The sequence below is a fragment of the Micromonospora sp. NPDC049089 genome (genome assembly GCF_040648775.1).
GTDB lineage: Bacteria > Actinomycetota > Actinomycetes > Mycobacteriales > Micromonosporaceae > Micromonospora.
The window spans coordinates 17,238-29,532 of the sequence record NZ_JBEZEH010000070.1; the positions used below are offsets into that span (position 1 = coordinate 17,238).

Genomic DNA, 12,295 nt, shown 5'->3' on the forward strand with positions numbered 1-12,295 from the left:
AGGCTGCCAGCCCCATGCAACGTCGGCATGTCGAGTTTCTGAGCGGTCAGCGATCATCGGGATGCCCGAGCCGTGGGTCAGGAGGGGACGTCGCGGTGGCGGAAGGCGGCCACCCCGACGGCGAGCAGGGCCGCGGCCACCGCCGCCAGCACCACCAGGGGAAGCGCCGCCGGGTCGACAGCGGGCACGGCCGGCACATGGGTGTACGGCGAGACGTTGAGCGCTGCCTGCGGCAGCTCCAGCACCGCGCCGAGCTGCCCGAGGAGCAGGAAGACCAGTAGCGCCGTCCAGGACAGCACCACCGACCAGCGGGGCAGCAGCCCGAAGATCGCGGTCACCACCCCGGCGATCACGAGCAGGGCGGGCAGACGCAGCAGCGCGGCACCGCCCAGCTCGACGGCCTGGCCAAGTGGGTCTCCGGTGACGATGCCGTAGCCGAGGCCGGTGGTCACGCCGGCGAGGAGCAGCAGGGCGACCGCGCCGAGCGTCGCGGCGAGCACCTGGGTGCCGAGCCAGCGGGCTCGGCTGACCGCCGTGGCGAGGGCGGCCTCCAGCACCCCGTCGGCTTCGTCGCCGCGTACGCGCAGCAGGGCCTGAACGACGTACGCGCCGATGGTCAGGGCGAAGAGGTTGAGCATCGCGGCCAGGTACGCGTTGATCAGGTTCGCTCCGCCACCCATCGCGTTGATCGCTTCGGCGGCGGCCGGATTCGCGTCGATCATGTCGTTGAACTCGTCGGCGGCGACGCCCATGGAGAGGCCGAGCACGGCCACCCCGACCGCCCAGCCGAGCAGCGTGCCGCGCTGCGTCCGCCAGGCCAACCCGGTGGGGCTGAGCAGCCGTGGCGCGCCGGTGGCCGGGCCGCGTCGGGGGGCGATCAGCCCGGCGCCCTGGTCGCGTCGCTCGGCGAGGGCGTACGCCAGCGCCACCCCGGCGAGCAGCAGCGCGACAGGTAGGGCGAGCACCCACCAGCGTTCCCCGTCGAAGGCTCGTACCTGGTTGCCCCAGCCGAGTGGGGAGATCCACGACGGCCAGGCGCTGCGCACGCGGGTGCCGTCGGCGCTCTGTTCGCCGAGCACGTCGCCGGCGGCGCGCAGCACGAAGGACAGCCCGACGGTGGCGGCGGCGAGCGCGTTGGCGCCGCGTGAGGTGACGGAGAGCTGGGCGGTGACCGCGGCGATCGCGGTGAAGGCGACCCCGACGCCACCGATCGCGGCCGCTGCCGCGACGGAGCCGGCGAGCGGCAGACCGGCGCCGACCAGGGCGACCGCGAGCAGCACGGCGGCCAGGGTGTTCGCCGCGCCGATGACGAGCAGCGCGGCGGTGAGCGGCGCGTACCGGCCGACCACGTTGGCGCCGAGCAGTTCGGCGCGGCCGGTCTCCTCGTTCTGGCGGGTGTGGCGGGTCACCGCGAAGGTGCTCATCAGCGCGACGATCAGGGCCAGCGTCACGTACGTCTCGGCGACGACCACGGCACCGAGGTCGGTGCCGTGGATGGGGCCGTTGAAGGCGCGGGCGACCAGACTGGACGCCGAGGTGGTGGCGTAGCCCAGCCGGGCCTCCTGGTCCGGGTAGATGCCGGCGACGCTGCCGGCGAGGGCGTAGCCGAGCAGGGGCGTGCCGAGGATCCAGATGGCGAGGCGGATCCGGTCGCGGCGCAGCACGAGCCGGGCCAGCCGGGTCGTGCCGGTGAGGGCGCTCATCGGGCACCGCCCTGCGGCGCGTCAGCCGGCACACCGGCGGCAGATCCATCGGCCGACGCGGCGGCGCCAGGACCGTCGGCCGACCCAGCAGCGGCGCCGTAGCCATCGGCCGACGCGGCACCGGCGGCAGGACCAGCGACCGACCCAGCAGCGGCGGCGGGGTCGTCGCCGTAGTGGCGGAGGAAGAGCTGCTCCAGGGTGGGTGGTGTGCTGGTCAGCGCGCGGACGCCGAAGCGGATGAGCTGGCCGAGCAGCTCGTCCAGGTGGGCGGGCTCGACCTCCAGGTGGGTGCGGCCGTCGACCTCGTGCACGTCGTGCACACCGGGCAGCGCGTCCAGGCCGGTGACCGGGCGGGCGGTCTCGACGGTCACCGCCGTGCGGGTGAGGTGGCGCAGCTCGGTGAGGGTGCCGGACTCGACGGTTCGGCCTTCGCGGATGATGCTGACCCGGTCGCAGAGCGCCTCGACCTCGGCGAGCACGTGGCTGGAGAGCAGCACCGTGGCGCCGGCTTGCTTGACCCGCCGGACCTCGTCCTGGAACACCGCCTCCATGAGGGGGTCGAGGCCGGAGGTCGGCTCGTCGAGCACGTACAGCTCCACCGGGGAGGAGAAGGCGGCGACGATGGCGACCTTCTGCCGGTTGCCCTTGGAGTAGGTGCGGCAACGGCGGGTCGGGTCCAGGTCGAAGCGGTGCAGCAGTTCGTCGCGGCGGCGGCGGTCGAGGCCGCCGCGCAGTTGACCGAGCAGGTCGATGGCTTCCCCGCCGGTAAGGTTCGGCCAGAGGTTGACGTCACCCGGCACGTACGCCAGTCGGCGGTGTAGGCGGACCGCGTCGCGCCACGGGTCGGCGCCGAGCACCTGGGCGTCGCCGGAGTCGCGGCGGAGCAGCCCGAGCAGGATCCGGATGGTGGTGGACTTTCCGGAGCCGTTGGGCCCGAGGAAACCGTGCACCTCCCCCTGCTCGACCTGCAGGTCCAACCCGTCGAGTGCCCGGATCGCGCCGAACGTCTTGACCAGGTTGCCGATCGAGATGACGGGCATGGCCCCTCCTGCCGTTGGTTACGTCGACCGTCACCACTGTACTGACCAACGGTCAGTCGAATCAACGGTGATGGTGCCCACCGGTCAGGGCGTCGCTAGGCTGGCCGGCATGACCGCCGATCCCGCGGACGACACCCGTACCCGGATCCTGCGCGCCGCGCTCGACCTGTTCGCCGAACACGGCTACCAGCGGACCTCGCTGCGCCAGATCGGCGAGCGGCTGCGGCTCACCAAGACCGCGATCCTGTACCACTTCCCGGCCAAGGAGAACCTCCTCGCCGCCCTGGTCGAGCCCCTGGTGGCAGACCTGGAGGCGCTGCTCGACTCGGCCCAGCATCAGCCCACCGAGCTGGCCCGGTGGACGGTGCTGGAGGGCTGGGTGGACGTCATGCTCGCCCATCGCCGACCGCTCGGCATGCTCTTCCACGACATCGCGCTGGTCGGCCGGGGCGACACGTACCACCGCCTGATGGTGATCGCGATGCGGGCCAACGACCTCATCGCCGGCCCGGACGCCGGGCGTCGGGAGCGGGTCCGGGCGGTGCAGGCGGTCGCGGCGTGCAGCGATCCGATCGTCTTCTTCACCGACGTGTCCGACGAGGTGCTGCGCGCCGACATGCTCGACGGCGTACGCCGACTGCTGGCCCCGCTGCCTGCGGACCCCGCGGCCGAGCCGCACTCAGACGCGACCCTCGGGAGCGCGACCCCGACGCTGCCGGCGGGCGCGGCCAGCGGGCCGGCGAGCGGCGCGGGAAGCCGCCGTCGGCGTCCGGGGCGGCCGCCCGCGCTGGGCCGGGAGCAGGTCGAGGCGGCCCGACGGATGCACGCGGCGGGCACCCACTCGGTGGACGCCATCGCCGCCGAGCTGGGCGTCTCGCGGGCCACCGTCTACCGCCACCTGACCGCGTAATAACGAGACAGTTGCGAGACTGTTTCGAGACGGTTGTGATTCGGCGTTCAGGCCGCCAGCGTGGCGTAGCGGCCGTTGCGGTCCAGCAGGCTGTCGTGAGTGCCGGCCTCGACGATCCGACCGTGGTCGAGCACCGCGATCTGGTCGGCCTCGCGCACGGTGGAGAGCCGGTGCGCGATGGTGATCGTGGTGCGCCCCTGGGCGAGCACGTCGAAGGCCCGCTGTACGGCGCGCTCGGTCTCGGTGTCCAGCGCGCTGGTGGCCTCGTCGAGGACCAGGATGCGCGGGTCGCGCAGCAGCGTCCGGGCGATGGCGAGGCGCTGCTTCTCACCGCCGGAGAACCGGTGCCCACGTGAGCCGACCATGGTGTCGTACCCGTCGGGCAGCCCGGCGATCAGGTCGTGGATCTGGGCGGCGCGGGCGGCGTCCTCGATCTCGGTGTCGGTGGCCTCCGGGCGGGCGTAGCGCAGGTTCTCCCGGACTGTGGTGTGCAGCAGGTACGTCTCCTGGCTGACCACGCCGACGATCGCGGCCAGGTCGGCCAGGCGCAGGTCGCGCAGGTCCACGCCGTCGACGGTGATCCGGCCGGCGGTCGGGTCGTGCAGCCGGCTGACCAGCCCGGCAAGGGTGCTCTTGCCGGAGCCGGTCTCGCCGACCAGGGCGAGGCTGGTGCCGGCGGGCACGTCGAGGGTGATCCCGGCGAGGGCGGCGGTGTCGCTGCCCGGGTAGCCGAAGGTGACGTCCTCCAGGCGCAGGTGGCCGCGTACCCGGGCGGGGTCGAGGTGGACCGGCTCGGTGGGGTCGGCCACGTCGACCGGTAGGTCCAGGTATTCGAAGATCCGGGCGAAGAGCGCCAGCGAGGCGGTGAGCGAGACGCCCACGTTGAGCAGGCCCATCAACGGTCGGAACAGGCCGCCCTGCAGGGCCGTGAAGGCGACCAGGGTGCCGATGCTCAGCGTGCCGGCGGTGCCGGGCAGCCCGGCGGCGAGGTAGATGACCGCCGGTACGGCGGCGAAGATGATGCTCATCGAGGCCATCCGCCAGCGGCCGGCCAGCTCACTGCGCAGCTCCAGGTCGACCAGTCGGGCCGAGGAGGCGGTGAACCGGTCGATCAGCGCCGGGCCGGTGCCGAGGGTCTTGGCCAGCTGTACGCCACTGATCGAGAGCCCTTCTTCCACTGTGACGTTGAGGTCGGCGAGTTCGCGTTGCCGTTGTGCGGTGATCTCGCGGCGCATCCGGGCGACCCGCCGGGTCAGCCAGATGGCCGGCGGCAGCACCACGAGCGAGACCAGGGAGAGCTGCCAGGAGAGCGCGACCATGGCGACCGTGGTGGCGACCACGGTGGTGAGATTGGCGGCGACGGCGGTGGCGGTGGAGGTGACCACCGACTGCATGCCGCCGATGTCGTTGGTGATCCGGGACTGCACCTCGCCGGTGCGGGTGCGGGTGAAGAAGCCCAGTGACTGGCGCTGGAGGTGGCTGAAGACGTCGGTGCGCAGCCGGTGCATGACCCGCTGGCCGACCTGGGTGGAGATCCAGGTCTGCACGACGCCGAGGGCGGAGGTCACCGCCGCGACGGCGACCATGCCGACGACCAGCCAGACCAGCAGCGTCACGTCGCCCTGCGGCAGGGCCCGGTCGATCACGGCCCGCAGCAGGAACGGGGTGGCCATCGCGATGATCGAGGAGACCACGATGATCGCGATGACGGCGGCCAGCGCGGGTCGGTGGGGGGTGAACAGGTGGCCGATGCGGCGCAGCGACACCTGACGCGCCTGCGTCTTCTCTTCGGCGCTGAGGGTGCGGTGGCCGCGGTCGCGGCCCATGGGGGTGGGTTCCAAGGGGGCACTACCCTTCGTCGGCGATATTGCTGAGGTTACCTCATCATGAGGTAGCAACCACATCTGCTGCTACCGTATTCCGGTGACCGAGCACACCGTCGACAGCGCCGACGACGAGAGCCTGGCGGAGACGTTCTGGGCGGTGGCGTCCCGTCTGCGCCGGCAGACCCGGGACTCACTGGTGCCCTGGGACGTCACCCCCAGCCAGTCCCGGGCCCTCGGCGTGCTGGCCCGGCACGGCGAGGTACGCCCCGGCACCCTCGCCGAGCACCTGCGCATCGCGCCCCGCTCGGCGACCGAGGTCGTCGACGACCTCCAGACCCGAGGGCTTGTCGAACGCCGGCCCGACCCGGCCGACCGTCGGGCGACCCTTGTCGCGCTCACCGAGGAGGGCAACCGGGTCAGCACCGCCATCCGGGCCGCGCGCCGGGCCGAGGCGGACCGCTTCTTCGGCCACCTCGACGACACCGACCGCGCCGAACTGGCCCGCATCCTGCGCACCCTGCGTACCTGAGACCTGTGGGTTTGCCCGCCCCACACCCGGGTAACCTGCGCCCCCCGTTCGCACGGCGGGGCCCCCGCCACCACCAGTCGGGGAGACGCCACAGGAGGACGCGCATGTCTGCCCTGACCCATCACCGTCCCGGCTGATGTGCGGGATCAGCGGGGAGGCGCGATTCGACGGTCGCTCGCCCGACGCGGCGGCGGTCACCCGGATGACCGAGGCGATGCGCTCACGAGGGCCGGACGACGAGGGCCTGTTCGCCAAGGGCTGGGTGACCCTCGGGCACCGTCGACTGACCATCATCGACCTGTCCGAAGCGGGCGGGCAGCCGATGGTCCGCGACGACCTGGGCCTGGCGCTGGTCTTCAACGGCTGCGTCTACAACTACCCGGAGCTGCGCGAGGAGTTGCGCCGGGCCGGGTACGCCTTCCACTCCACCAGCGACACCGAGGTGATCCTGGTGGCGTACGCCCACTGGGGTGAGCGTTTCGTCGACCACCTGGTCGGCATGTTCGCGATCGGGCTGGTCGACCGGGTCCGGCGGCGGCTGATCCTGGCCCGCGACCGGCTCGGCATCAAACCGCTCTACCTCGCCGAGACACCGGGCCGGCTGCGGTTCGCCTCCACCCTGCCCGCGCTGCTGGCCGCCGGCGACGTCGACACCGGCATCGACCCGGTGGCGCTGCACCACTACCTGTCCTGGCACTCCATCGTGCCCGCGCCGCGGACCGTGCTGCGCGGCGTGCGCAAGCTCCCGCCGGCCACCCTGCGGGTGATCGAGGCCGACGGGGCCAGCCGCGAGGAGGTCTACTGGCGACCCGACTACCTGCGGGAGCCCGCCGACGCGGGGATGGACGCCGCCGACTGGCGGGCCGCGATCGGCGACGCGCTGCGCGCGGCGGTACGCCGACGGCTGGTCGCCGACGTGCCGGTGGGGGTGCTTCTCTCCGGCGGACTGGACTCCAGCCTCATCGTGGCGCTGCTCGCCGAGGCCGGCCAGCAACACCTGCGGACGTTCAGCATCGGCTTCGACAGCCGCGACGGCGAGTCTGGCGACGAGTTCCACTACTCCGACCTGGTGGCCCGCGCGTACGACACCGACCACCACCGGATCCGGCTGGCCGACGACGACCTGGTGCCCGCCGTCCGACGGGCCGTGCTGGCGATGACCGAGCCGATGGGCAGCCACGACGTGGTCGCCTTCCACCTGCTCTCCGAGCAGGTGGCGCAGCACGTGAAGGTGGCCCAGTCGGGGCAGGGCGCCGACGAGGTGTTCGCCGGCTACGGCTACCACCAGCCACTGGTCGAGGCACCCCGGCACGGCGCCGCCGAGACGTTCGCCGCCGCGTTCTTCGACCGCGACCACGACGAGCTGCGCCGCATCGTCGGCCCGGCGTACGCGCTGGAGCACGACGCCAGCCGGGACCTGCTCACCGGGCACCTCGCCGCGCCCGGGGCGCAGACCGCGCTGGACGCCGTGTTGCGGCTGGACACCCACCTGATGCTCCCCGACGACCCGGTCAAACGGGTGGACAGCATGAGCATGGCGTGGGGTCTGGAGGTGCGCACACCCTTCCTCGACCAGGACCTGGTCACCCTGGCCGCGCACTGCCCGCCGGAGCACAAGGTCGGCCAGGGTGGCAAGGGCGTGCTCAAGGAGGTCGCCCGGGAGGTGCTGCCGGCCGAGGTGATCGACAGGCCCAAGGGCTACTTCCCGGTGCCGGCGCTGCGCAACGTGGACGGCCCGGTGCGCGAGCTGGTCGCCGAGGCGTTGCAGGCGCCGGCCGCGCGCGAGCGCGGGCTCTTCCGCCCGGAGTACGTGGCACATCTGCTGGCCGATCCGGACCGGGCGGAGGCCGCGGCCGGCAGCAACAAGCTGTGGCAACTCGGCCTGCTGGAGCTGTGGCTCCAGACCCACGACATCCGCTGACCCCGGTGGGCCGTGACGGGCGGCCGGTCAGCTGGCGGCGGTGCGGGCGATCAGATCGTCGAGGACCACGCGCAGCTCTCCGGCGCGCTCCAGCACCCGCCGCTGCCGGGTGGCGCCGGTGCCGTCGCGACGCAGCCGGGCGAGCTGCGCCAACACGTACCCGAGGTCGCCGTGGCGCAGCAGGGCCGGAGCGATCACCGCCATCATCTCGTCGACGAGCGCCCAGGCGGGCCGGGTACCACCGGCACGCAGGTCGATCAGCTCGCCGTCGAGACCGTCGTGGGCGGCCCGCCAGTGCGCCGCGGCGACCAGGCAGTCCCGGACGTTCGGCGCGTCCACCCCGGCGCGTACGTCGTCGGCGAGGGTGGCGACGAGGGATCGGACCAGCGCGGCGACCAGCACCGCGTCGTCGACCTCGGTGCAGACGTCACCGACCCGCACCTCCACCGTCGGGTAGGTAGACGACGGCCGGGCGTACCAGTAGACCATCGCCGCGTCGAGCATGATCCCGGCGGCGATCAGCTCGTCGACGGTGCTGTCGTAGTCGGCGCCGGAGTCGAAGTACGGCGTCGGTCCGATGCTGGGCCAGCGTTCCAACTGCATCGAGCGCCAACTGGCGTGCCCGGTGTCGTACCCGTCGTGCAGCGGCGAGTTGGTGGTGATCGCCTGCACCACCGGCAGCCACACCCGCAGGTGGTTGCAGACCTGCACGGCCAGTTCCCGGTCGGGCAGGCCGACGTGCACGTGGCAGCCGCACACCGCCGGGTCGTGGGCCACCGGCCCGTACCGGCGCGACATCGCGTGGTAGCGCGGTTCGTCGGGGACCGTCCGGTGCGGCTCGGCCACCGGGGTGGCACCGACCGCCACCAGCCGAGCCCCGGCCGCCGTGGCCGCGTCGGCGGCGGAGCGGCGCAACGCCACCAGGTGCGCGCGCAGTTCGGTGAGGTCGGCGCAGACCGGGGTGACCATCTCCACCATGCTGTGCCGGAACTCCTGGCGGCTCTGCTCCCGGGCGGGGCCGCGCAGCGCGGCGAGCACCTGGTCGGCCACCGGTAGGTTCCGGCCGCTGTCCGGGTCGAGCAGCAGGAACTCCTCCTCCACGCCGAGCGTGAGGGTGGACAGGTCGGGCGCGGTGTCGACGGCGGTCGGTCGGTACGCCATGGCCCCTCCCATCCACTGCTGCGGCGGAGCCTCGGATTCCCGGCCGCCCCTGCGGCAAACGCGCCCTCAGGGCGTTGCCAGGGCCGTCGCACGTGCGGTGAGAAAGGCCCGTTCGGCCTCGTTGTCCGTCAGGGCGACAGCCATCCGGTACGCCTCGACGGCCTCCCCGCCCCGGCCGAGCCGAGCCAGCAGGTCGGCGCGGACCACGTGGTAGACGTGGTAGCCGACCAGGTCGAGGCGGTCCACCTCGATCAGCGCGACCGCCGGTCCGGCCACCTCGGCGAACGCGACGGCCCGGTTCAGCGCCACCACCGGGCTGGGGGCGACCACCGTCAGCTGGTCGTACAGCGCAAGGATCTGCGCCCAGTCCGTGTCGGCGGCGCGCCGCGCGGCGCTGTGCACGGCGGCGATCGCGGCCTGGATCTGGTACGGGCCCGGCCGGTCGCGGCGCAGGCAGCGGCGCACCAGCGCCTGCCCCTCGGTGATCAGCTCGGCGTCCCACCGGGCCCGATCCTGGCTCGGCAGCGCCACCAGCTGACCCTCGGCGTTGGTCCGCGCGTCGCGGCGGGACTCGGTGAGCAGCATCAACGCGAGCAGGCCGAGCGCCTCCGGCTCGTCTGGCATCAGCTCGACCAGCAGCCGGGTCAACCGGATCGCCTCGGCGCACAGTTCGGTCCGGACCAGGTGCGGGCCGGCGCTGGCCGTGTACCCCTCGTTGAAGATCAGGTAGAGCACCGCGAGAACCGCGTGCAGCCGGTCGGGCAGGTCAGCGTCGCGGGGCACCCGGTACGGGATCCCGGCGTTGCGGATCTTCGACTTGGCGCGGACCAGCCGTTGCGCCATGGTCGGCTCCGGCACCAGGAAGGCTCGGGCGATCTCGGCGGTGCTCAGGCCACCGAGCAGCCGCAGGGTGAGGGCGACCCGGGTGCTCGGGGCGAGCGCCGGATGGCAACAGGTGAAGATCAGCCGTAGCCGGTCGTCGTGCACCGGTCCCTCCTCGACGGGACTGTCGACGGCGAACAACAGAGCCGCCTGGGCGTGCCGGTCGACCCGGGACGCGTCGCGGCGCAGCCGGTCGATCGCCCGGTTCCGGGCCGTGGTGATGATCCAGCCGGCCGGACTGGGCGGCAGGCCGGTCGTCGGCCAGCGCGCCACCGCGACCACGAAAGCCTCCTGGACGGCCTCCTCGGCGAGGTCGATGTCGCCGAGGAGGCGGACCAGGACGGCGACCGCACGGCCGTACTCGGCGCGGAACACCGCCTCCACGTCGGGCACTGTCAGTCGCCGGCCCCGCCGTGGAAGGGGCGTACCTCGATCGGCAGGGTGGTGGCCAGCGCGTAGCGGCGACCCCAGTGCAGGGCGGCGTCCAGGTCCGGCACGTCGATGATGGTGATGCCGCCCAGGTACTCCTTGCCCTCCACGAACGGTCCGTCGGTGATGAGCACGTCGCCGTCGCGGGGCCGCAGCACGGTGGCGGTCTCCGGGCCGTGCAGGCCCTGCCCGAAGACCCACGAACCGGTGGACGCCAACTCGTCGCGCAGTTCGCCGAGCTGCCGCATCACCCCGGCCAGGAACTCCGGCTCCGGCGGCAGCTCACCCTGCGGCTGGTGGATGCTGAGCAGGTAGCGCGCCATGGTTCCTCCTCACGGACGGTCGGCCCGTCGCCGACCTCTCATCCTCCACACGATCGGCCGCCGCCCAGATCGACAGGCCGGCGGAAAATTCTCGGCGGCCGACCCGGCCCCGGTGTTGGCCTGCCCTTTGCTCTGCACCCGCGGAGGCGACGGTGCCCAGGCCCGGGTGGTGCGTCGGCGGGTGCAGAGCAAAGGACGAAGGACGGGGGTGCGGTCCGCCGGTGCCGCGATCGGAGCCGGTAGCCATGCCTGCGACGGTTCTGGGTAGACCCCGGTGTGACCGACGGCTTGCGGGTGGTCGTGGTCGGCGCCGGCTTCTCCGGGCTCGCCGCCGCGCTGGCGCTCGCCCGAGCCGGGGCCCAGGTGCGATTGTTGGAGGCTCGCGACCGGGTGGGGGGTCGGGTGCTGACCCGGTGGCTGCCCGAGCCCACGCAACTCGACCTGGGCGCGCAGTGGATCGGTCCGACCCAGGACCGGATGTACGCGCTGGTCGCCGAGCACGGGCTGGCCACCTTCGCCTCGGCATCGACCGGCGCGCCCACAGTGCTCTGGGCCGGTGCGCGCCGGGCCGAGCCGCCGGCGCAGGTGGGCCGGGTGCTGGGGCTGCTCGACGAGTACGCCGCACGACTGGACCCGGCCGAACCCTGGGCGACGCCGGAGGCCGCACTGTGGGACCGGACGACCCTCGGCGGGTGGCTCGCCGCCACGGCCGGGGACGACGACACCGCCGACTACCTGGGGCGGGTGCTCGCCGGCGGTCTGCTCGCCACCGGCGCGGACGAGCTGTCCCTGTTGCACCTGCTGTTCTACCTGCGCAGTGCCGGCGGGACCGGACCGTTGCTAGGGATGTCCGGCGGGGCACAGCAGGACCGGATCGTGGGCGGGCCGCCGGCGCTGGCCGAACGGATGGCCACCGCTCTACCGCCGGGCGCGCTGACGCTGGCCGCGCCGGTGCGGGCCATCGAACAGACAGTCGACGGCGCGACGGCGTGGACCGACACCGGGCGCGTCGACGGCGACGCCGTGGTGGTCGCGCTGGCCCCGGCGCTGGCCGGCCGGATCCGGTACGACCCGCCGTTGCCCCCGCTGCGTGACGGGCTCACCCAGCGCATGCCGATGGGTTCGGCGCTGAAGGTGCACGCCGTCTACCCGGAGCCGTTCTGGCGTGCCGACGGGTGCTCCGGGGTCGCCACCACCAGCGCCGGTCCGCTCACCGAGACGGTCGACAACTCCACCCCGACCTCGCCGATCGGGGTGCTGACCGGGTTCAGCTACTCCACCGACGCCGCCACGCTGCGCGGCATGTCCCCCGCCGGGCGTCGGCGATGCCTGCTGGAAGCGTTCGCCAACGTGGTCGGGCCACGAGCGGAGGACCCGGTGGATCTCGTCGAGTACGACTGGTCCGCCGACGAGTGGACCAGGGGCTGCTTCTCCGGTGCGCTCACCCCGGGCACCTGGCGGACGTACGGCCCGCACCTGCGGACGCCGGTGGGGCGGGTGTACTGGGCGGGCACCGAGACGGCCACCCGCTGGAGTGGCTATCTGGAGGGCGCGGTGCGCGCCGGTGAACG

The 12,295-nt window shown here is 73.2% G+C and carries 9 protein-coding genes and 1 pseudogene; 4 read left to right on the forward strand and 6 right to left on the reverse strand.

Features of this window, described 5'->3' with window-relative positions; genetic code table 11:
* Positions 1-77 precede the first annotated feature (77 nt).
* Positions 78-1,703 (reverse strand): anibiotic ABC transporter, encoded by a 1,626-nt coding sequence (locus AB0B48_RS14540; protein ID WP_357200897.1) that lies wholly within the window; start codon positions 1,701-1,703, stop codon positions 78-80.
* 170 nt (positions 1,704-1,873) lie between these two features.
* Positions 1,874-2,743, reverse strand: a pseudogene (locus AB0B48_RS14545) (ABC transporter ATP-binding protein); the annotation flags it as partial.
* Between the two features lie 109 nt (positions 2,744-2,852).
* On the opposite strand from AB0B48_RS14545, the gene AB0B48_RS14550 reads away from it, so the two are divergent.
* Positions 2,853-3,653: a TetR family transcriptional regulator gene (locus tag AB0B48_RS14550; protein ID WP_357200900.1), complete on the forward strand. Its 801-nt coding sequence runs from the start codon at positions 2,853-2,855 to the stop codon at positions 3,651-3,653.
* Positions 3,654-3,700: 47 nt separating this feature from the next.
* On the opposite strand, the gene AB0B48_RS14555 is transcribed toward AB0B48_RS14550, so the two are convergent.
* Positions 3,701-5,479: an ABC transporter ATP-binding protein gene (locus AB0B48_RS14555; protein ID WP_357200903.1), complete on the reverse strand. Its 1,779-nt coding sequence runs from the start codon at positions 5,477-5,479 to the stop codon at positions 3,701-3,703.
* A 97-nt stretch (positions 5,480-5,576) separates the two neighbouring features.
* Here AB0B48_RS14555 and AB0B48_RS14560 point away from each other — a divergent pair, with 97 nt between their 5' ends.
* Positions 5,577-6,008: a MarR family winged helix-turn-helix transcriptional regulator gene (locus tag AB0B48_RS14560; RefSeq protein ID WP_357200906.1), complete on the forward strand. Its 432-nt coding sequence runs from the start codon at positions 5,577-5,579 to the stop codon at positions 6,006-6,008.
* A 136-nt stretch (positions 6,009-6,144) separates the two neighbouring features.
* Positions 6,145-7,929 (forward strand): N-acetylglutaminylglutamine amidotransferase, encoded by a 1,785-nt coding sequence (locus AB0B48_RS14565; RefSeq protein ID WP_357200909.1) that lies wholly within the window; start codon positions 6,145-6,147, stop codon positions 7,927-7,929.
* 27 nt (positions 7,930-7,956) lie between these two features.
* Here AB0B48_RS14565 and AB0B48_RS14570 read toward each other — a convergent pair whose 3' ends face one another.
* The 3 genes from AB0B48_RS14570 to AB0B48_RS14580 all read right to left on the reverse strand — a co-directional run bounded on the left by AB0B48_RS14570 (position 7,957) and on the right by AB0B48_RS14580 (position 10,724).
* On the reverse strand, positions 7,957-9,090 hold the full coding sequence (locus AB0B48_RS14570) for a glutamate--cysteine ligase (protein ID WP_357200912.1): 1,134 nt from the start codon (positions 9,088-9,090) through the stop codon (positions 7,957-7,959).
* Between the two features lie 66 nt (positions 9,091-9,156).
* The gene (locus tag AB0B48_RS14575) at positions 9,157-10,365 is read right to left on the reverse strand and encodes an RNA polymerase sigma factor (protein ID WP_357200915.1); all 1,209 of its coding nucleotides are present in this window, start codon (positions 10,363-10,365) and stop codon (positions 9,157-9,159) included.
* A 2-nt stretch (positions 10,366-10,367) separates the two neighbouring features.
* The gene (locus tag AB0B48_RS14580) at positions 10,368-10,724 is read right to left on the reverse strand and encodes a YciI family protein (RefSeq protein WP_357200918.1); all 357 of its coding nucleotides are present in this window, start codon (positions 10,722-10,724) and stop codon (positions 10,368-10,370) included.
* A 276-nt stretch (positions 10,725-11,000) separates the two neighbouring features.
* Here AB0B48_RS14580 and AB0B48_RS14585 point away from each other — a divergent pair.
* A partial coding sequence (locus tag AB0B48_RS14585; protein ID WP_357200921.1) for an FAD-dependent oxidoreductase occupies positions 11,001-12,295 on the forward strand: 1,295 nt, incomplete at its 3' end.